18 protein-coding genes and 1 other annotated feature (1 of these 19 only partly in view) are annotated in these 19,625 nt (G+C 37.4%); of the genes, 11 read left to right on the forward strand and 7 right to left on the reverse strand.

Annotation, left to right across the window (positions count from 1 at the left end; translation table 11 throughout):
* Positions 1 to 108: a binding site (T-box leader), on the reverse strand (it extends 164 nt beyond the left edge of the window).
* Between the two features lie 85 nt (positions 109 to 193).
* Positions 194 to 1,006, reverse strand: a complete 813-nt coding sequence (locus ACHUE4_RS04265; RefSeq protein ID WP_394188142.1) for a DUF2785 domain-containing protein — start codon at positions 1,004 to 1,006, stop codon at positions 194 to 196.
* A 413-nt stretch (positions 1,007 to 1,419) separates the two neighbouring features.
* Between ACHUE4_RS04265 and ACHUE4_RS04270 the strand changes: the two genes are divergently transcribed.
* On the forward strand, positions 1,420 to 1,746 hold the full coding sequence (locus ACHUE4_RS04270; RefSeq protein ID WP_394188143.1) for a hypothetical protein: 327 nt from the start codon (positions 1,420 to 1,422) through the stop codon (positions 1,744 to 1,746).
* An 85-nt stretch (positions 1,747 to 1,831) separates the two neighbouring features.
* Here the strand turns inward: ACHUE4_RS04270 and ACHUE4_RS04275 are convergent, their stop codons facing one another.
* On the reverse strand, positions 1,832 to 3,568 hold the full coding sequence (locus ACHUE4_RS04275) for a methyl-accepting chemotaxis protein (protein WP_394188144.1): 1,737 nt from the start codon (positions 3,566 to 3,568) through the stop codon (positions 1,832 to 1,834).
* A gap of 409 nt (positions 3,569 to 3,977) precedes the next feature.
* On the opposite strand from ACHUE4_RS04275, the gene dacB reads away from it, so the two are divergent.
* The 3 genes from dacB to ACHUE4_RS04290 all read left to right on the forward strand — a co-directional run bounded on the left by dacB (position 3,978) and on the right by ACHUE4_RS04290 (position 7,859).
* On the forward strand, positions 3,978 to 5,471 hold the full coding sequence (dacB, locus tag ACHUE4_RS04280; RefSeq protein ID WP_394188145.1) for a D-alanyl-D-alanine carboxypeptidase/D-alanyl-D-alanine endopeptidase: 1,494 nt from the start codon (positions 3,978 to 3,980) through the stop codon (positions 5,469 to 5,471).
* Between the two features lie 135 nt (positions 5,472 to 5,606).
* Positions 5,607 to 6,998, forward strand: coding sequence for a bifunctional metallophosphatase/5'-nucleotidase (locus ACHUE4_RS04285; protein WP_394188146.1), 1,392 nt, complete (start codon positions 5,607 to 5,609; stop codon positions 6,996 to 6,998).
* A 141-nt stretch (positions 6,999 to 7,139) separates the two neighbouring features.
* Positions 7,140 to 7,859: a YebC/PmpR family DNA-binding transcriptional regulator gene (locus tag ACHUE4_RS04290; protein ID WP_394188147.1), complete on the forward strand. Its 720-nt coding sequence runs from the start codon at positions 7,140 to 7,142 to the stop codon at positions 7,857 to 7,859.
* On the opposite strand, the gene ACHUE4_RS04295 is transcribed toward ACHUE4_RS04290, so the two are convergent.
* Positions 7,848 to 8,084, reverse strand: a complete 237-nt coding sequence (locus ACHUE4_RS04295; protein WP_394188148.1) for a hypothetical protein — start codon at positions 8,082 to 8,084, stop codon at positions 7,848 to 7,850. The two genes, ACHUE4_RS04290 and ACHUE4_RS04295, sit on opposite strands and share 12 nt — an antisense overlap.
* 788 nt (positions 8,085 to 8,872) lie before the next feature.
* On the opposite strand from ACHUE4_RS04295, the gene ACHUE4_RS04300 reads away from it, so the two are divergent.
* The 4 genes from ACHUE4_RS04300 to ACHUE4_RS04315 all read left to right on the forward strand — a co-directional run bounded on the left by ACHUE4_RS04300 (position 8,873) and on the right by ACHUE4_RS04315 (position 12,287).
* Positions 8,873 to 9,394, forward strand: a complete 522-nt coding sequence (locus ACHUE4_RS04300; RefSeq protein WP_394188149.1) for an RNA polymerase sigma factor — start codon at positions 8,873 to 8,875, stop codon at positions 9,392 to 9,394.
* The gene (locus tag ACHUE4_RS04305) at positions 9,378 to 10,136 is read left to right on the forward strand and encodes a hypothetical protein (protein ID WP_394188150.1); all 759 of its coding nucleotides are present in this window, start codon (positions 9,378 to 9,380) and stop codon (positions 10,134 to 10,136) included. Before ACHUE4_RS04300 ends, ACHUE4_RS04305 begins: the two co-directional genes overlap by 17 nt.
* A gap of 202 nt (positions 10,137 to 10,338) precedes the next feature.
* On the forward strand, positions 10,339 to 11,181 hold the full coding sequence (locus tag ACHUE4_RS04310; protein WP_394188151.1) for an aldo/keto reductase: 843 nt from the start codon (positions 10,339 to 10,341) through the stop codon (positions 11,179 to 11,181).
* Positions 11,182 to 11,522: 341 nt separating this feature from the next.
* A complete protein-coding gene (locus ACHUE4_RS04315; protein ID WP_394188152.1) occupies positions 11,523 to 12,287 on the forward strand; it encodes a MerR family transcriptional regulator in 765 nt (254 codons plus the stop codon).
* Positions 12,288 to 12,611: 324 nt separating this feature from the next.
* Here ACHUE4_RS04315 and asnB read toward each other — a convergent pair whose 3' ends face one another.
* Complete coding sequence (gene asnB, locus ACHUE4_RS04320; protein WP_394188153.1) at positions 12,612 to 14,459, reverse strand: asparagine synthase (glutamine-hydrolyzing); 1,848 nt, start codon at positions 14,457 to 14,459, stop codon at positions 12,612 to 12,614.
* Between the two features lie 176 nt (positions 14,460 to 14,635).
* On the opposite strand from asnB, the gene ACHUE4_RS04325 reads away from it, so the two are divergent.
* The 3 genes from ACHUE4_RS04325 to ACHUE4_RS04335 all read left to right on the forward strand — a co-directional run bounded on the left by ACHUE4_RS04325 (position 14,636) and on the right by ACHUE4_RS04335 (position 17,524).
* The gene (locus ACHUE4_RS04325; RefSeq protein ID WP_394188154.1) at positions 14,636 to 16,333 is read left to right on the forward strand and encodes a M3 family oligoendopeptidase; all 1,698 of its coding nucleotides are present in this window, start codon (positions 14,636 to 14,638) and stop codon (positions 16,331 to 16,333) included.
* A gap of 434 nt (positions 16,334 to 16,767) precedes the next feature.
* Positions 16,768 to 17,250, forward strand: coding sequence for a DinB family protein (locus ACHUE4_RS04330; protein ID WP_394188155.1), 483 nt, complete (start codon positions 16,768 to 16,770; stop codon positions 17,248 to 17,250).
* Positions 17,251 to 17,284: 34 nt separating this feature from the next.
* Positions 17,285 to 17,524: a hypothetical protein gene (locus ACHUE4_RS04335; RefSeq protein WP_394188156.1), complete on the forward strand. Its 240-nt coding sequence runs from the start codon at positions 17,285 to 17,287 to the stop codon at positions 17,522 to 17,524.
* A 32-nt stretch (positions 17,525 to 17,556) separates the two neighbouring features.
* Here the strand turns inward: ACHUE4_RS04335 and ACHUE4_RS04340 are convergent, their stop codons facing one another.
* The 3 genes from ACHUE4_RS04340 to ACHUE4_RS04350 all read right to left on the reverse strand — a co-directional run bounded on the left by ACHUE4_RS04340 (position 17,557) and on the right by ACHUE4_RS04350 (position 19,605).
* Positions 17,557 to 17,751: a hypothetical protein gene (locus ACHUE4_RS04340; RefSeq protein WP_394188157.1), complete on the reverse strand. Its 195-nt coding sequence runs from the start codon at positions 17,749 to 17,751 to the stop codon at positions 17,557 to 17,559.
* A gap of 18 nt (positions 17,752 to 17,769) precedes the next feature.
* Positions 17,770 to 19,092, reverse strand: coding sequence for an NAD(P)-binding domain-containing protein (locus ACHUE4_RS04345; protein WP_394188158.1), 1,323 nt, complete (start codon positions 19,090 to 19,092; stop codon positions 17,770 to 17,772).
* A gap of 66 nt (positions 19,093 to 19,158) precedes the next feature.
* Positions 19,159 to 19,605: a MarR family winged helix-turn-helix transcriptional regulator gene (locus ACHUE4_RS04350; RefSeq protein ID WP_394188159.1), complete on the reverse strand. Its 447-nt coding sequence runs from the start codon at positions 19,603 to 19,605 to the stop codon at positions 19,159 to 19,161.
* Positions 19,606 to 19,625: the final 20 nt, after the last annotated feature.

A 19,625-nucleotide genomic window follows, 5' to 3' on the forward strand; every position in this document is an offset into this window, starting at 1 on the left:
GTGAAGCTCGGAGTCTTGTTTCGGTAAATCTTTTCTTACCCTTTTGCAGCTACCAGGGCTCTCTGTTAAAGAAAATGATGTACGTACTCTTCTCTTCATCGCTGTTAATTTTTGTAATCATAGCATATGTAAAAATGATTTGTATAGAAAAAATTTATTTTTTTCAAAAATAGTAACCATTCCAATTGTTGATTTAGTACATAATTTCTTTAACGAGTTCCTTTATCGTATCTTGCAAAGAATCGTGGATATTTTCTCTTTCGAGAAGAAAAAAAGTAGACTTTAAAAAATTCTTGAAAGCTAGTAAAGAATAGTAAGATTGTAATTTATTCGTATCATTTTTCACTTTTTTTAATGTCTGTGCTTGATTCATAAGCCATGCGCTTAATTGAGACTCGTTCAGATGATGTTGAGAAAGGGTGACGAAGGAGCGGGCGATTCTTTCTTCCTCATCATCTTTAAATCCTGTTGCAATCGAAAAGATTTGGTGAATATTAGTTAATATTTTCAACGCATCTTCTTCAGTGCTAAATGGATGTTTTGCGATTGATTCCATTAAATCTGCTCCATGAGCTGCGGCATGCGCCCAGCCTTTTTTCTCAACGAATCCTCTTAAATCTTGTTCCTTCATTAAATATTGCAGGGAAGCATCAATTGTTCGTCTAACTAATTCCTCATCTACAATCTTTTTTGAGTCGTCTACATGTAAGATAGCTGCAAAAAATAGAACAGTAAATGAGCGAGTGAAGACTGCATCACTTTCTGGGTTTTCAATAGCAGCCATTAACAAATCTTGATCCAATAATACCGTCAAAATGTATTCTATTTGTTGTTTAGACAATTGCTCATTGTTTATTAATTTCCAAAACGCGCTGTAGTTTAATTCATCTCTTAATTCGGGGTCTACAGAGCTTATATTCTCAATCATTTTATCCAAAAATTCATGAGAAATTTCTATTGATTCACCAGAGATGATACGTTTCAGATCAGCTATGTAAGTAGTCATTTTATCGTTCCTCTTTTTCTTTGTTATGTTACTAACACAATTCTTTTTTTGTTTTGTAATGTTTTCCAAATTCAAGTCCTAGTGATAATATTAGCACATGAATGTTTGGAATATTTGATAATCTATAAAATCTTGAATCAATCTCATAATTCCTAATTTCTATAGTAAAACTGAATATTAAATTGGTTATTTATCAATATTCATTATTTTAAACAGATCTCGTTGATTGGAGCGCAGGGTGGCGACTCCTGTGGGAACAGCACGAGCTGAAAGCCCCGCAGGAACGCAGTGACGAGGAGATTGAAGCCGTGCCCACGGAAAGCGTCCACCTGAAGTGGAAATCAAGATGGTTTGGATTTTATTATTAGATTTTTTATTATAAAAAATAAATAATCGACTCGGGGGAGTTAAAGGTGAATAAAGGTGTGTATTGTGAAAAATGTGGAAAAGAGATTAAGTTTCGAGGAGATCTAATCACAACAACAATTATGTTTGAAGTTGTGACATATCATGAGGATTGCTATGCGAAAGATTTAAAAGGATTCCGAACTCTAGTTGTGAGCAATGAGCCAATTAACGGAGTCGCAGGAAATTTAACAACAGTCATTGCAACAGTAGTCGGTATTGGAGCTATTGTCTTTTTGGAAGGACCTATGAGGTTTGCTGGACTATTGCTGTTTTTAATTTTGGGCTATCGAATATATTCATACATACGTTTTGAAAAAAGATTACCAGAGTAATAAACATATTTATATGCCATGCATAAAAATAAGCCACATTCTTCCCATAAGTATAGGAAGAATGTGGCTTTATCATTTTTCAATATTAGTGAAGCTTAAATTTACTAACAATCCCACTAAGTTCTTCAGCCATTTTTGAAAGAGAAGCAGAGGCAGAAGCAACTTCTTGAATAGAAGCACTTTGTTCTTCAGATGCGGCAGCAACCGTTTCAGCTTCAGCTGAAGATTGTAGGACCATTTGAGTCGTATCTGAAACAGCCTTCACCATTTTTTCAGTGCCTTCATTTACATCTTTAACTGAATCTAAAACCGTTTTTGCAATTTTAACGATTTCATCGGTCGATGATTCAATTTGTTCGAACTCTCGTCCAGTTCTTTCAATGGACACGATACCTTCTTGAACTTTTTCTTCACCCTCAGCCATCGTTTGAACAGATTGTTTAATTTCGACTTGGATGTCTGCAACTAGTTGGCTAATTTGAGCAGCTGATCGATTCGATTCTTCTGCAAGTTTACGAACTTCATCAGCCACTACAGCAAATCCTTTACCATGTTCGCCTGCACGAGCAGCTTCGATGGCTGCATTTAGAGCAAGTAAATTAGTTTGTGTGGAAATGTCTGTTATCAAGCCAACAATGTTTCCGATTTCATTGGATTTGTTTCCTAATTCATGAATCGCAGATGCAGCTTGTGATGTTTTTTCTTGAATTTCTAGCATTTTGTCTGATGAATGTTGAATTTCTTCTTTTCCTCGTTGTACTTTCACATAGGAATCATTTGCTGATTTTGAGACATCTTCAACATGGTGTTGTATCGTTTCTAAATTGCTTGCCATTGTTTGAGCTGTGCTTTCTGAGACCTTAGCCATTTGTGTCTCTTGTATAGCGTTATCAGAAATTTGTTGAATGGATCCAGCAATTTGTTCTGTCGCCAAATTCGTTTCTTCCGCACTCGCGGTTAACTGTTCGGAAGAAGCTGCAAGAGCGTGTGAAACATTTGAAATTTGTGCAATCATTTGATGTAAATTTTCTTTCATTCGGTTCAAACTAGAAGCTAACTGACCAATTTCATCTTTTCGCTTAAATGAAAGATTTTCTACGGTCATGTTATTTTCGCTTAATTCAGCCAGCTGTTTATTAACAGCTTGAATTGGTTTTGAAATGTGGTTGGCAAATAAATAAATCAAGATCGTTCCAATTAATAATGAGCCAATAACGGTAAATAAAACCGTCCATAAGATACTATTTGAACTTTCATTAAAGTCATCCATATATGAACCAGCTGTTACAACCCATCCCCAGTTCTCATCAAACGCGTTATACATGATCTTTTGACCAATTTTGTTTTCATTGTTTGGGTAATTCCATGAATAAGTTGTAAATCCGCCGCCATTTACCGCGGTTGCAATTTGTTCTTGCACAAGAAGCTTGCCTTCTTTATCTTGAGCGTCCCACATATTTTGACCTTCGATGGAAGGGTGAGCAACTTCAAGACCTTCTTCATCGTAAATCACAAAATATCCGTTTTCACCAAGATCAATGTCTTTATTGATCGGACGTTTACCTTCACTGTTCATTTCACCTAAAAGATAGACTTTTACTTGTTCTTGAGCGTCTTCTAAAGGCAAACTTCCAGCTTCTACTTGTTCGTTTAGAGCATTAATTAATTGCAGAGCTTGAGTAACTGCATTTTTGATCGATTGTTCTCCAGCTTCGTCTAATCCATTTTTTGCTGAAGTGTAGCTGATCGTCCCTAAAATTAAACTAGGAACGAGTAAAAATAAAAAACTAACAATAAACAGCTTTGATTTAATACTTTTCATAATCCACCCTCATTTGTATGTATATATGTTCTACTCTTATTTCGACAAAAATTCACTTAATTTTACAGATTCTCAAAATAAATATGGATATTAAATCCTTAACAAGACCACTTTACATGCAGAAATTACAACATTAGCGTTCAAAATTACAACATTAGCATCAAAATTTACAACTTTAGGCTTCGAATTTCCAAGTTTAATAGTCAGCAACGATACATAGAACATTGGTCCGGTGTCATACTAAAATAGTCTAAATGACTAGATGAATTTGATTTATTTCCAACAAGTTGTAAAACGTCGAGATTTTAGGCAATTTGGCTATATTGTGTACATAGGTCATAATAAACAATATTATCTGATAATTTCATGCTAAAATAATAGGTAATTATGTAAATTCAGGAGGTAAGATGTGAAAATTCGACGAAAAATATTAATTGGTCTCACTACTGCAATCATGTTTAGTGGAATGGTATTAACACCTGTTTCAGAAACTTCGACAGTTCAAGCAGCTACTTCATATTCAAGCCTAAAGAATTCCATTAATAGCATCATGACAGATAGTCGAATGAAAGCTGCAGCTTCAAGTGTAACGATTCGAAAAGCATCAAACGGAGAAATTGTGTATCAATATTATGCTGACAAAGGAATTACGCCAGCATCCTCTTTGAAAATTTTGACGGCTTCTGCTGCTTTAGAAACATTAGGTGAAAACTATCGATTCTCTACTGATGTTCTAACTAACGGCACTGTTAAAAGTGGTACTTTAAAAGGTGATATGTACTTGAGAGGAAAAGGTGATCCGACTTTATTGAAACGAGATTTTGATAATTTTGCTTCAACTTTAGCTAATCGTGGTGTAAAACGAGTTTCAGGACATCTAATTGGCGACGATACATGGTACGATACTCAACGATTATCACCAGGTATTTCAAAGGAAGATGAATCGTATTATTATGCGGCTCAAATTTCAGCTCTTACATTGTCACCGAATGCAGACTATGATGCAGGGTCAGTCATTGTGGAAGCGAAACCTTCAGTCAATGGAAGAGTTGCTAAAGTGACACTAACGCCAGCAACAAATATTGTGCGCGTCATTAATAAATCCAAAACTGTACCTAAAGGATATAAAAATACACTGAAAATCGAACGTGAATATGGCACGAACAAAATCATAATTACAGGGAATGCACCACTTGCGACTGCTGGTAAAAAAGAGTGGATTGCTGTATCAAATCCGACAGCCTACGCGCTTGATGTATTCAAAAAGTCATTAGCCTCAAAAGGAATTACGTTCAGTTCTACATCAAAAGTGTTGCGCGGAAAAGTTCCTGAAAATGCTCGCGTATTACTTTCTAAAAAATCAATGACTGTGAAAGAACTGATGGTTCCTTTCTTAAAACTAAGCAATAACACGCATGCTGAAGTACTTGCGAAAGAAATGGGCAAAGTTAAGTATGGCGTTGGAAGCTGGAATAATGGCTTAAAAGTTATGCGGGATTATGCAGGGTCTGTTGGTCTTGACGTGAACAAATGTGTATTCGAAGACGCATCAGGGATGTCACATGCGAATAAAATTCCATCTAGTCAATTGTCTTTATTGCTCCATAAAGTTCGCTCTGAACCTTGGTATGGCAGTTTCTTAAGAGGAATGCCAATCGCTGGTGGCTATGATCGCTTTGTTGGTGGGACATTAAGAACGCGACTAAAACTAGCACCTGCAAAAAACAACGTGATTGCGAAAACAGGGAGCTTGGATAATGTTAGTGCATTAGCAGGTTATGCGAAAACGAAGGATGGCGAGTGGCTTATATTCACCATCCAAACTCAAAACACAAAGTCTAGCACCGTGCCTGTAATTGACCGAATGGCATCAGCAATTGCTAACTCTAAAACGACTAATTAACTTAAACAAGGTTGCATTATTTCTTTTCTATGAGAAATGATGCAGCCTTTTGTTATGTCGTTTCGTCCCAATTAAAGGGAAATAAAAGGTAATATAGAATAGCATATACATTCAGAAGAATAGTGAGGGAACAACATGAGACTTAGAATACTCCATACAAATGATATACATAGCCACTTTGATCAGCTTGCTAAAGCATCCACGATCATTAAACAATCAACTCAAGAACACACATTAATACTAGATGGTGGCGATTTTGCTGACTTCCGAAGTATTGAACTACAAGGTACAAAAGGTATGGCGGCTATCGAGCTGCTTGAGGAAGTTGGGTATGATGCTCTGACCATAGGTAATAACGAAATGTTTAACGGCATTCATACACTTGAATACATGGCGAGCAATAGTTTTATGCCTTTTATCAGTAATAACTTAGTGAAAAAAGATTTAAGTGCGATTAAAGGTGTCTTCCCAAGTGTTATTCTTCATAAGAACAACCTGCGTATATTGATCACCGGATCGTCGCCAGATATGGGTGTTTTCAACGAGGGGTTAGGCGTACATATGCATTCATACAAAGAGGCAATTGTAAATGAACTCGAGCGGAATAAAGGGAAATATGATCTTTGCATTTTGTTGAATCATGTAGGTACTTTCGCAGACGACGAATTAGCAAAAGAGATACCAGAATTAGATGTCATTCTGTCTGCACATGATCACAAGCTCTACAAAGAAGCCAAAATAATAGAAGGGACTATATTAAATAGTGCTGGAAAATATGGTGAGTATATAGGGATTGTCGATATTGAAATAAAAGACCAACAGGTCACCCTTCTTCATTCAGAAACTATAGAAACAAATGGTGTAGAAGCGGATGAACGAATTTTGGCTATTTTAAAAGTGAATAAAGAAAGAGCAATTGAAGCGTTGAGTCAGCCATTGTATAAGCTTACACAACCATTGTGGCATGATGTGATCGGAGAGAATCCTTTAACGAATCTCATTGCAGATGGGTTAAGAGATTCGTTGGAATGCGAAATTGGTTTAATGAATAGTGGGATTGCGAACGCAGGATTGTTTGATGATGTTTCAAATAAAAAATTGATTGAAATCTGTCCTTCACCACTGAATCCGACGACGTTTGATGTATTAGGTAAAGACATTAAACAGGCATTGGAACAAGCACTAGATGCCCAAACGTGTTTAGCGGATGGGAGAGGTCCAGGTTTCCGAGGCAAATTCGCCGGACGTCTGCACGTTTCGAGTAATACAGAAATTGTACATGATGGAAAATGTGTACATGATGTCATACTAGACGGTAAACCTCTTGAAGACGACCGTTGGTATTCAGTTGCAAGTTCAGATTATTTGCAACGAGGATCTGGCTACCCTACATTAGCTAACAACCGAAATGATCAGTATCAAGCGGAAGAGATTAAAGACGTGATTCGTGCATATGCAAATCGATGTGAATTTATTGATCAAGCCTATTTGAATCGATGGAAATTGGCTACACCAGTGAAGGTATAGGTATCGAAAGACTGCCAGTTTCATAATAGGACTCGAAAAGTATTGCCCTGTTAGTGTATAATTCAACAGTGAGAATAATAGAAATGAACATGTTTTATAATAGTGAAATCGATACTTATATTGAAAGTGAGTGAAACAGATATGGGACGTAAGTGGAATAATATTAAAGAAAAGAAAGCCTCAAAGGATTCAAATACAAGTAGAATTTATGCGAAATTTGGTCGTGAAATTTATGTAGCTGCAAAACAAGGAGAGCCAGATCCAGAATCGAATCGCGCACTGAAAGTCGTTTTGGAAAGAGCTAAAACATATAGTGTTCCAAAAACTATTGTAGATCGTGCCATTGAGAAGGCTAAAGGTGGATCAGAAGAAAGTTACGATGAATTACGTTATGAAGGTTTTGGTCCAAACGGTTCGATGGTCATCGTTGACGCTTTAACAAACAACGTAAACCGTACTGCATCTGATGTTCGTGCGGCATTTGGGAAAAATGGTGGGAACATGGGTGTGAGTGGTTCTGTTGCGTACATGTTTGATGCTACCGCTGTTATTGGGATTGAAGGAAAATCAGCTGATGAAGTATTTGAATTATTAGTAGAAGCTGACGTAGATGTTCGCGATGTATTGGAAGAAGAGGAATCTGTGATTGTTTATGCAGAACCCGATCAATTCCACGCGGTTCAAGAAGCGTTCAAAAACGCAGGTATTACTGAATTCACAGTAGCTGAATTAACGATGTTAGCTCAAAACGATATTACGCTTGAAGCAGATACACAAGCTCAATTCGAGAAAATGATTGATGCGATTGAAGATTTAGAAGATGTACAACAGGTGTATCATAACGTCGACTTAGGCGAATAAAACTTTGAAGCGATTAAAAACATAATAAAAAGCAATTCCGTATGGTTCGTAACCTCCGCGGAATTGCTTTTTGTGTTTTTGTGCTTTCATATACAGCTGTTCTTGTTTGGATTTTGTTTTTCTAACATGAGTACTCATCACATGTTGTCCTCTAAACTCAGAAGCATCCCGGCCTGTGTTACGCAACTGGTGAGCACGCTTTTTACTAGCATTCGATTTTGCCATCGTTTCCACTCCTTTAGAAATACTTACTTCTCTAGCTTATGATATTCATCGAAATTGTTCAAATTGTAGATTCAGCTAATTCAAAGAGAATTGGAAAAGGGACATGCCATTTAAGACATGTCCCTTTGATTAATAAGATAACATAAAGCTCTGAATGATATTTTTCATCCCGATTATTCGGGGAATAATTTCCTAAGAAAGTGTTCCTTGCTTTCCGTGCCGCGGTCATTTGTCCACTGGGTGTGTTCCTTAAGCAACGTAAACCCTACCTTCTTTTACGTCCTTGCGACCCTATAGTCGCGCCAGTGTGAATAAGTTTAATCAAATACATCGAGTAGATGCCAGAATTTCAAATCTTAATTGCTACCTTACTTGTTAACTTAACTATTTTGACACATATCTGACAAAATGTCAATGCTTGTCCCTTATATTCCCACTCGAGTGCGTTTCATCAAATAATCGGTTTTGACATGGATATTATACAACCTAGTTGCACTCTTTTCAGTAAGGGTGAACCTTCATTTAAAAACTACATTTTCTTGTTTCGCTTCAAGTGGACGCTCTCCGCGGGCGATCGCCTCCTCGTTCGCGAAACTCACTGCGGGGTCTCATTAGGACTTCTTAATTCCGCTGGAGTCGCCACCTTCCGCTTCACTAATTCAAATACAATAATAAATATAATGTACTTGGTTCTTTTATAACACGGAATTATGAATTGATTATTAACGGTAAAAACGATACTTTTCGTTATTTGGTTCGTCTATGATTGGTATAAGGAGTTGAATTTCATGGAAAAGGATGTAGAACAGTTGTATTTAGATTATAGTGACAGGGTTTATCACTTTATCTTTCTGCTTGTACGTCATAAAGAAACCGCTGAAGATTTGACGCAGGAAACGTTTTATAAAGCTATAAAGAGCTTAATCCATTTTAATAAACAAGCTTCAGTATTAACGTGGCTTCTGAAAATAGCCCGAAATGTTACATACGATCACTTTAGAAGGAGAAAAATTATACAGTTTTTTAAATGGGGAAATGAAAATGACATCGACCATCAGTCTTCATCTCCTGAGAATGCTGCACAAACGAACGAGGCTCTACAAGAGTTACACACAGCCTTAAATAGACTGAAAAAGGATTATCGAGATGTTCTGATTCTCAGAAAAGTGAATGAATGTTCCATTAAAGAGACGGCCTATATCTTAGGTTGGACAGAAGCGAAAGTGAAAACAAAAATGTCACGAGGAATTGAAGCTCTAAGAAAAGAAATTTATGGAAAGGAAGGTTTTAACAATGAGTCTATCAAATGAATTTGATGAACGTTTTAAAGAAATGAAGCATATTGACCGTTCAAATGAAGCAAGAAGAACCAGTCTACTGAAACTGGAAAGGAAAGTAGGAAAGAAAAATCGATATATAGCCCCAATTATTGTTGGTATTGCAATGATTGCAGTAGCTACTTTTCTTACTTTTAGTTTAATAAATACGGAAAATCCATCTAATCATTTGGCAGATGAAATTGCTTCTGAAGATAAAAATATAGCAGCCGTACGGGCAGTCCTTAAATCAGAATTTACGGTTCCTAATAAGGAATATATTCTTATCCAAAAAAACATAAATAAAAAAATGAATGAAATTAGTCAAAACTTGCCAGAAGGTTCGGCGGGTTTTCAACTTCCCGCAGATTCTGCAGAATTACTTGCCTATAAGGAATTAGTGAAAAAAACATATGGACCTTACTATACGGACAATGCTTATGAACACCTTATTCCTACTAATCAGGCTTTTCAGTACCACTTAAGTACGGAACTGGAGGAAGTTCGTTATCAAATGAATGTTATGGATATACAAGTAAATAAAAGTAAAAACGAATCGTCACCTAAGAATTATGACTTTGTTGCACAGATAGAATATACAAACAACGCGGGAAAAGTTTCACATCACGAAATAAATGGCATGGCAATTCTTTCAGAGGTGGGAAGAATTGGAAAGTTATCAATCCGTGATGTCGGTGGGTTACTGGAAAAAATAAATGAAGACAAAGGATATTAATATCCTAACTATGTTACTTGATAATATTTGAAATCAAAGTTTATTTTTGCATGAAAAACACATGAAGTTTGTTAGTGCGTGTAGGGTGACTAGAAAGGATCACTTCAGCAATCCTTAAAATTATGGAGTTGCTTTTCTTCAAAATTAATTTTTAAACTGCTATACTTTCTCCTAACGTACTTTTAAGGAGGACGAAAATCATATGACGACAAATTTACAAGCGACCACTACCTTACATAACGGAGTGGAAATGCCATGGTTCGGCCTAGGCGTATTTAAAGTAGAAGAAGGACCAAGTGTTATTGATGCCGTAAAAACTGCTATTAAAAATGGTTATAGAAGTATTGATACAGCTGCTATATATAAAAATGAAGAAGGCGTAGGACAAGGGATTCGCGAAGGAATAAAAGAAGCCGGAATTTCTAGAGAAGAGTTATTTATTACTTCTAAAGTGTGGAATTCTGATTTTGGCTACGAAACAACTCTAGCTGCTTATGAAGAAAGTTTGAAAAAACTTGGACTTGAGTATTTAGATTTGTATTTAATTCATTGGCCAGTTGAAGGGAAATATAAAGAGACTTGGCGTGCTTTAGAAACGATTTATAAAGAAAATCGAGTAAAAGCGATCGGCGTAAGTAATTTCCACATCCATCATTTAAAAGATGTGTTGGCTGACGCGGAAATCGTTCCAATGGTCAATCAAGTAGAATATCACCCAAGCCTAACGCAAAAAGAACTACAAGCATTCTGTAAAGAAAATAAAATACAACTTGAAGCTTGGTCTCCGCTAATGCAAGGGAAACTGTTAGAAGAACCAACATTAAAGGAAATCGCACAGACGTATAATAAATCAGTTGCACAAATTATATTACGCTGGGATTTACAAAATGGAGTGGTAACCATTCCTAAATCGATTAACGAAAGTCGAATCGTGGAAAATGCCTCTATTTTCGATTTTGAATTATCAAATGAAGATATGAAACGTATTGATGATTTGAATAAAAATGAACGTACAGGTCCAGACCCTGATAATTTTGATTTTTAACCCATGACACCATTCGCTGAGGCGGATGGTGTTTTTTTGAAGGTGATATTCTCAAACTTTGAAAGAACATGCCCATTACAGCGATGCTTAAAAAGTGATTATTCTCCATTTCGCATGGTGCATTCAAGGATTCGTTCGGCTGATTCTCGAATTGGATTATGTGATTCTCGATTTCATCGACCCTATTCAAGGATTCAGCATCTCTATTCTAAAATTCACGAAAACCAAACAATTAAACAAGTGACTAAAGTTGTCACACTGCTCCGTTTTTCATTAGAAAAAAGATGTTTGACATTGACGTTACGTAAAGGTGTAAAGTGAAGGAGTCAGGAGGTGACAGAATGGAATATACAGTGCAAAAGCTAGGTAAGATAGCGGGAGTGAGTCCTCGGACACTGCGGTATTATGATGAAATGGGTATTCTCAAGCCGGCGAGAATCAATTCATCAGGGTATCGAATCTATGGGCAAGAAGAAGTCGATCAACTACAGCAAATCCTATTTTACCGTGAATTAGGAATCAAGCTTGAAGTAATTAAAAAACTAATCACTTCGCCATCATTCGATGCTACTCAAGCATTGCGTACCCATCGAAGCCAACTCCTCGACAAACGAGCACAACTCGATCAGTTGATTGCCAATGTGGAAAAAACAATTTCTACGAAAGAAGGGACGATGACTATGAGTGACCAAGAAAAGTTTGAAGGTTTTAAACAAAAATTAATCGATGATAACGAACAGACATATGGGAAAGAAATTCGCGACAAGTATGGTGATGAGACGGTAAACAAATCGAATGCTAAAGTAAAAAACATGAGTCAAGCACAACACGACGAGGTGACTCGACTGGCACAAGAAATCACGGATAAATTAGCGGAAGCCTATCAACAAGGTGACCCGTCAAGTGCACTAGCACAAGAAGTGGCTGAACTACACAAACAGTGGCTCATGTTTTATTGGAATGAATACAGTAAAGAAGCGCACGCAGGGCTTGCCCAAATGTATGTGGATGACGAACGATTCACTGCGTACTACGACAAAGAACAACCTGGAACAGCAGAATTTTTAAGAGATGCCATCAATATATTTACTGGAATGAGAAAATAACAACAAAGAGTATCGATGTTTAAAACATCGATACTCTTTTGTATAAATACTCAGTTTCAATCGCAGAAGTGAAATCTCTTAAAATCTATAAGTTTTGTGCTGATTGGAATGGAGGCGGCGACTCCGAGGGGATAAGCACGAACTTTAGACCCTGGAGCGGATTTTAGAGGAACAAAGACTAAGAACGCCACGTCCTGTGGCAACGTCTTTGAAACCAACATCCTGTTGGCCTCCCCGGAAAGCGTCCGACGCAATGAAAATCAGCTACTACTTCGTGATACAGCAAAATGAGGTTTAACATGAACCTTTCAAGACTTTTGGATGCTAATCAATCAATTGAATGTGATAATCCTTAAACCACACATGCATCTGTGCTAAATGAGCAAGTAGTTGAGGACCAGTCATTAATTGACCAAACCAAGGTGTTTTAAATGCATTGCCTTTTGACTCCACAAGCTCATTTAAACGGGTTCGATCGAAGATTTCGTGAAGAATGGAGTTCTTATCCGTTAATATATCTTTCAACCAAAGTTGAACTTGGTCAGTATAGTATGGATTGTGCGTTTTCGGATATGGACTCTTTTTACGGTAGAGGATTTCGTCAGGTAATAGTCCTTCCAACGCTTTTCGCAAAATGCCTTTTTCTCGATTTCCAGCCATTTTTATTTCCCAAGGAATATTCCACGCATATTCCACTAAGCGATGGTCAGCAAATGGTACACGTACCTCAAGACTAGCTCCCATACTCATGCGGTCTTTACGGTCAAGCAAGGTAGTCATAAACCAAGTCATATTTAAATAGAATAGTTCTCTACGTTTTGCATCAATTTCAGATTCTCCATCAAGTCTAGGAGTTTCATTTACAGCTTCTGAAAACGCTTGTGAGGCAAAATCCTCAAGTTTCAGCTTTTGTTGCCATCCATCTTTCAATAAAGTTGAACGCTCCTGTGTTGACCGCATCCAAGGAAACCCTTTCCCAAACAAATCCGCATGTTGATGAAACCAAGGATATCCGCCAAAGATTTCATCCGCACACTCTCCTGAAAGTCCCACTGTAAAGTCTTGTTTAATTTCTCGACAAAACCAAAGTAAGGAAGAGTCCACGTCGGCCATGCCTGGTAAATCTCGAACATGTACCGCTTCCGTCAATTCATAAATGAGCTGGTCCTGTGTAATGATTGATGAATGGTGAGTGGTCCCACATGTTTCGACCATCTTATTAATCCAAGGCGTATCGTCATTTGGTTGAAAGTCATTCGCTTTAAAGTGTGTATCATTTCCTTCATAGTCAATGGAATACGTATGAAGCTGTCCTAATCCTTCTCGCTTATAATGATTAGCAGCGATCGCAGTAATGGCACTCGAGTCAACGCCACCTGATAAAAACGTACATAGTGGTACGTCTGATACAAGTTGACGCTCGACCGCATCGGTCACAAGAAAACGGACTTTTTCAGCTGTCTCTTCTAAACTATCTGTATGTCTTTCACTTTTAACGTTCCAATAACGCCAAATCCGCAATCCTTGGCGGGAAACCGTGAGTGCATGAGCTGGTCTTAACTCATTGACTTGGTCAAACACACCAGAACCTGGTTTTCTGGAAGGACCTAAACTTAGTAATTCAGCCAATCCAGTTGTAGAAATCGAAGGTGAAACATCTTGATGAGCAAGCACTGCTTTTAATTCTGAGCCGAAAATGAAACCGCCGTTGCGTCCGGCATAAAATAGTGGTTTCACACCTAGGCGATCCCGGGCAACAAAAAGCTTTTGTTCGTGCGAGTCCCAAATAGCAAATGCAAAAATCCCATTAAAATAATCCACGCATCTTTCTTTCCATTGAATATAAGATGTTAACAATACTTCCGTATCAGAATGGCCTGAGAAGGTATGACCGTTCTTTCGTAATTCACTTCGAAGGTCTTCCGTATTATATAATTCACCGTTATAACTAAGGATATATCTGCGGTTTTGATGGTCCTTTATCATCGGTTGTTTTCCACCAATGGGGTCAACTACTGTTAACCTTCTATGACCTAAAGCCACATGTTGATCTAGCCACATATTTTCATCATCTGGACCGCGTTTTGCCAATGATTTTGTCATCTTTTCAATCATTTGTTCTTGTTGCGATAAATCACGCTGGAAATGAACCCATCCAGTTATGCCACACATTGAACTTCATCCTCTCTAATCAAAACCTTCATCTTATAAATGTATGCAAAGTTTCATTATTATGATGAAAAATTTAGAATTCCTAAGGAAAAGCATTGTGTTTTGTCATAATATAGTGAACAATTAAATAATTAGTATAGATTACATATTTTATTTGCCTAGGGGGAATTTTGAAAATGGTAACATTCGATCAATATACGTATAATCGTCCGAATTTTGAAGAAGCCAAAGACCGCTTTGAAGGATTGTTAACTGCTTTTAAAGAAGCAGATTCAATGGAACAACAAAGTGAGGCTATTGCTAAAATTAATGAATTCCGAGAATCTTTTTCTACACAAGCAAACTTGGCATTTATTCGTGCATCCATTGATACGAAGGACGAGTTCTACCAAAAAGAAAGAGATTACTTTGATGAAGTATCTCCTCAGTTAGAAGAATTAGTAACTGCTTACTACAAAGAACTTGTTTCATCTAAATTCAGAAACGAGTTAGAAGAAAAATGGGGAAGTCAGCTGTTTGATCTAGCTGATTATTCGATAAAGGCTTTCTCGCCAGAAATCATTGAATTGATGCAACAAGAAAATAAGTTATCCTCTGAGTATTCAAAACTTGTCGCTTCAGCACAAGTTGAATTTGATGGGAAAACGTTAACGTTAGCTCAATTAGGTCCGTACAGGGAATCCACTGACCGTGAAATTCGTAAACAAGCTTTAGCAGCAAGTACTCAATTCTTCGCAGGAAATGAAGAGAAGTTTGATGACCTGTTTGATAAGCTTGTAAAAGTTCGCCATAAAATTGCGGTTACTTTAGGCTATAAAAACTTTGTTGAACTAGGCTATATCCGCATGATGCGTGTTGATTACAATGCGGAAATGGTTAAAAAATTCCGTGATCAAGTTCGTGATTTCATCGTGCCTTTGGCGAGTAAATTATATGAGCGTCAAGCAGAGCGTATTGGTGTTGATTCATTAAAGTTTTATGATGAATCGTTAAACTTCATTTCAGGCAATGCGACTCCTCAAGGTTCAGCGGATTGGATTATTGAAAATGGATCTAAAATGTATGATGAGTTATCACCTGAAACAGGCGAGTTCTTCCGTTTCTTAACAGACCGAAAACTAATGGACGTAGAAGCGAAGACCGGGAAAGAGTCAGGAGGCTATTGTACATTCATTGAAGAATACAATTCGCCATTTATCTTCTCGAATTTCAATGGTACATCAGGCGATATTGATGTGTTAACACATGAAGCGGGTCACGCGTTCCAAGTGTACTCAAGTCGTGATATCGGTATTCCTGAATATTTATGGCCGACGTTTGAAGCATGTGAAATTCATTCAATGAGTATGGAATTCTTTACTTGGCCTTGGATGGAGTATTTCTTTAAAGAGCAAACGGAAAAATATAAATTTGCTCACTTGAGTGGTGCACTTCAATTCTTACCATATGGTGTTGCTGTCGATGAATTCCAACATGAGATTTATGAAAATCCTGAGATGACTCCTACAGAACGAAAAGCTGCATGGAGTAAAATCGAAAGCATTTATTTACCTCATCGTGATTTTGATGGCAATAGTTATTTGGAAGCGGGCGGATTCTGGCAACGTCAAGGCCATATCTATAATAGTCCGTTCTACTATATTGATTACACATTAGCTCAAATCTGTGCGTTCCAGTTCTGGAAGCGCTCAAGAGAAGACCAAGAATCAGCTTGGAAAGATTATTTACACCTATGTCAATTAGGCGGTTCAAAATCGTTTACAAAGCTTGTAGCTGAAGCGAATTTAATATCACCTTTTGAAGAAGGTTGCGTGGAATCTGTTATTGGCACAATTGAAGATTACTTAAATTCAGTAGACGACAAAAATTTATAAACAATTTGAAGTTGAGAATTCATTTTCTCAACTTCTTTCTTATATTGTTTTCAAAGTAAAGGTTTACGGATGTCGGTAAAAGAAAACCCAAAACTCTTCAATAAGTAGATAGTAAAATTCAGGTGAAGAGAAAAGAATCATTTTCTCATCGTTTGCGCTTGAAATCACATAGAAGTTGCAGGCTCCTATAAAGGTGTCTACTTTATTATTTCCTTTATATGAAAAACCGATTTTTCGTATACGTTCATTCACCTATATATGTATTAGTTAGTGCTAGATTGTAGTGGAAGACGGCGACTCCAGCGGGAATAGCATGAGCTGAAGGCCCCGGAAGAACGCAGTTCTGAGCAGACTAAAGCCATGCCCGCGTAACGCGTCCGTCTAGAACGTAAATCATTGTAAAGAAATAGGTTCAAAGTCAAAGGAGGCAATTCATGCAGACGTTATTTCAGTACAATTGGCAGATTCGAGAAGAGTGGTTTGAATGGTGTAAAGATGTTCCGTTAGAGGATCTTTTAAAAGTGCGAACAGGCGGAGTAGGCGGAATCTTACATACTTTGTTCCATATCATTGATGCGGAGTGGAGTTGGATTCGCATTATGAAAGGTTTTCCGGGTTTTCAAGAAAACTTTGATGACTATCAAAGTTTAGAAAAAGTTATGGAGTTAAATGATTTATTCAAAGAAGAAGTAAAAGCTTTTGTATTAGATTGGGAAAGTGAATTTGAACATAATTTCTTGCAAGAAACAAGAGCGGATGGCACTGTCATTAAGTTGGCATGGGGAGAAATTATGCGTCATGTTATTGCACATGAAATCCATCATATCGGTCAAATATCCGTTTGGTCGAGAGAACTTGGAAAACCACCTGTTTCTGCAAATCTGATTAGAAAAGGATTAGGTGTTCATCTCCATTAATCATTTGAGGTTCCAGAAGAAGAGGGGGAGTTCTATGAGTAATATTGATAAGAGAAATCGGTTAAATGAAGAAGTATTTTCTTACCGTGTCAGTAAAAGCAACACAGTTTTTATTGATTATGCGGGTAAGGGAATAAAAGTTGTGAAAGGTAAAGAGGCTGAACGACTGATCGCACGAATTCAGCAAGCAGAAACAGACAAGGATGTGCAACTTGCACTGGCTAAGATCACGGGGAATTTTAAACGTGGGAATGAAAAAGACAATAAAAAATGAAGACACAATTCTACTGAACTGTGTCTTCACTTTTATTCTCTTTCATTGGTGGCTTGAACAAAGGATTCATACGAAACAGGTCCAAAATGACTGGGATTGCCTTTGAAAAAATGTTCAAGCATATATTGTTTAGCGCATAGAGCGGAGCAAGCTTTTGCTGTGATAATCAAGTTAAGATAGGCACGAAAATAGGCTTGAGATAAATTGCCGCCATTATTGACAACCATCATAATTCCCCCTCGAATTTAGCAGCAACTTTTTCCCTTAATGCCTGTGCTGCAGACACCAGTTTCCGGTAATTCCAATTCAACGCGTTTTGCGCCATCCAAATCTCCAGTTATGTGAGCGACGATTGAACGAACTTGTTCATACCCTGTAGCCATTAAAAATGTTGGTGCACGGCCGTAGCTCTTCATCCCGACCATATAAAAGTTTGCTTCAGGTTGGCGAAGCTCTAGTTCACCATGAGGGCGGACCGTTCCACAGCTATGGACATTTGGGTCAATAAGTGGTGCGAGCTTTGTAACGCTTTCTGTAGCAGGATCTAAATCCAATCTGATTTCATGAAGGAATGAGAAGTCAGGTTTACTGCCGGTATTAGAAATGATTTTGTCTATCCCCATAATCGTTTGTTCTTCATTACGAACCACTCCAGTTAACTGAATGCCATTTTCGGAGCGGGCCACTTTTTGAATATAGAAAGGTGTATACACTTTTACTCTGCCACTATCAACAAGTTGATGGATTCTTGAACCTAGTTGTCCTCGTGCTGGTAAAGCATCTAGTTCTTCTCCACCGTAAGCTTCTTGTACGCGGTTTTTTCTTAAGATCCATGAGATTTGAACATCGTCAAGTTCAGCTAATTCGAGAATGGTATTAATGGCAGAGTGACCTCCGCCAACCACAGCTATATGTTTGTTTTCATAGGTGGATCGGTCTTTTCCTTTAATATCAGGAATGACATAAGAAATATGATGATTGAGTTCAATTTCTTCTTTCGTCCAAATATGGTCTGCGTTAATTGGGTTTGGACTTCCCCAAGTCCCAGTAGCATCAATGACTGCACGTGCTTCCATACGTTCTGTGTGACCTTCTTTTTCTACATAAATCACAAAGGATTGATCAGAACGATTTGCGGTTTTCATTTTATCTAACCCATTTTTACTAATGGCAACTACCTTTGAGTTGAGGTGAAGATAAGGTTCTATTTCTGGTAATTGTGAAAGGGGTTGTAGGTACTCCTCGATTAAATCTTTTCCGTAAGGAAGTCTAGTTAATACAGGTGACTTCCACCCGCTGTCTTCAAGTAAACGTTTGGCAACATGATCAATATTGAACTTCCATGATGAAAATAATCGAACATGGCCCCATTGTTGAATATGGTGGCCAACTTGCGGACCTGCCTCAATAATAAAGAACTGTTCACCTTTGTCTACTAAATGTGCAGCAGCTGCTAACCCAACAGGTCCAGCGCCTATAATAGCAACGGGCAAATGACTAACTTGAGTAGTATCTTTTGGTGATTCACAGCAATTCGTTAAAATGTTGAAACTCATTTTGTTCGTCATGTAGACTCTCCTTTTAATTTGTATTTTACAAGTATTGTTTTATTAAATGAGCAAGATTTCTCTTGCTCACAATAATGGTGTACAGCAAACACTTGATTTGGACATCGCGTTATTTAATAACTTAATGGATCGTAATACTGTTTCTTGTTCGAATTCATTCATATGTGAAAAGATTTCGCCTAAATAGTTGTTCATAGAAGCTTCTATAGTAGAAGCCATAAACTTTCCTTGCGTTGTTAAGGCTAACACATAATAACGCTTATCATTTAAAGAAGGTGATTTTGTCACAAGTTCCATTTTAATTAGTGTTTGAATTTGTCTGCTAAACGTTGTAACGTCAATAGCAAGTGTTTCGGCAATTTGTTGCATCGTAGGTTCGTGTTGTTTGTCAATTTCATATATTATATGACTATGAACTGTGGAGATATCGATTGCGCCAACCGAACAACAGTTTTTATTCAAAAGACCAAAGCGACGTGTAAGCACTTGAAATAATTCACGTTTGTTATCCATGGTTCACCTCTTACTAATAG

The sequence above is a fragment of the Paenisporosarcina quisquiliarum genome, assembly GCF_043641925.1.
Taxonomy (GTDB): domain Bacteria; phylum Bacillota; class Bacilli; order Bacillales_A; family Planococcaceae; genus Paenisporosarcina; species Paenisporosarcina quisquiliarum_A.

What these genes read in the sequence shown, in the direction of transcription:
- ACHUE4_RS04295 (WP_394188148.1), bottom strand. Translation starts at nt 8,084, where the DNA reads ATGGCAAAATCGAATGCTAGTAAAAAGCGTGCTCACCAGTTGCGTAAC.
- asnB (WP_394188153.1), bottom strand. Translation starts at nt 14,459, where the DNA reads ATGTGTGGCATAACTGGATGGGTTCATTTCCAGCGTGATTTATCGCAA.
- ACHUE4_RS04350 (WP_394188159.1), bottom strand. Translation starts at nt 19,605, where the DNA reads ATGGATAACAAACGTGAATTATTTCAAGTGCTTACACGTCGCTTTGGT.
- ACHUE4_RS04290 (WP_394188147.1), top strand. Translation starts at nt 7,140, where the DNA reads ATGGGACGTAAGTGGAATAATATTAAAGAAAAGAAAGCCTCAAAGGAT.
- ACHUE4_RS04340 (WP_394188157.1), bottom strand. Translation starts at nt 17,751, where the DNA reads ATGGTTGTCAATAATGGCGGCAATTTATCTCAAGCCTATTTTCGTGCC.
- ACHUE4_RS04275 (WP_394188144.1), bottom strand. Translation starts at nt 3,568, where the DNA reads ATGAAAAGTATTAAATCAAAGCTGTTTATTGTTAGTTTTTTATTTTTA.
- ACHUE4_RS04305 (WP_394188150.1), top strand. Translation starts at nt 9,378, where the DNA reads ATGAGTCTATCAAATGAATTTGATGAACGTTTTAAAGAAATGAAGCAT.
- ACHUE4_RS04285 (WP_394188146.1), top strand. Translation starts at nt 5,607, where the DNA reads ATGAGACTTAGAATACTCCATACAAATGATATACATAGCCACTTTGAT.
- ACHUE4_RS04325 (WP_394188154.1), top strand. Translation starts at nt 14,636, where the DNA reads ATGGTAACATTCGATCAATATACGTATAATCGTCCGAATTTTGAAGAA.
- ACHUE4_RS04345 (WP_394188158.1), bottom strand. Translation starts at nt 19,092, where the DNA reads ATGACGAACAAAATGAGTTTCAACATTTTAACGAATTGCTGTGAATCA.
- ACHUE4_RS04300 (WP_394188149.1), top strand. Translation starts at nt 8,873, where the DNA reads ATGGAAAAGGATGTAGAACAGTTGTATTTAGATTATAGTGACAGGGTT.
- ACHUE4_RS04335 (WP_394188156.1), top strand. Translation starts at nt 17,285, where the DNA reads ATGAGTAATATTGATAAGAGAAATCGGTTAAATGAAGAAGTATTTTCT.
- ACHUE4_RS04265 (WP_394188142.1), bottom strand. Translation starts at nt 1,006, where the DNA reads ATGACTACTTACATAGCTGATCTGAAACGTATCATCTCTGGTGAATCA.
- ACHUE4_RS04310 (WP_394188151.1), top strand. Translation starts at nt 10,339, where the DNA reads ATGACGACAAATTTACAAGCGACCACTACCTTACATAACGGAGTGGAA.
- ACHUE4_RS04330 (WP_394188155.1), top strand. Translation starts at nt 16,768, where the DNA reads ATGCAGACGTTATTTCAGTACAATTGGCAGATTCGAGAAGAGTGGTTT.
- ACHUE4_RS04315 (WP_394188152.1), top strand. Translation starts at nt 11,523, where the DNA reads ATGGAATATACAGTGCAAAAGCTAGGTAAGATAGCGGGAGTGAGTCCT.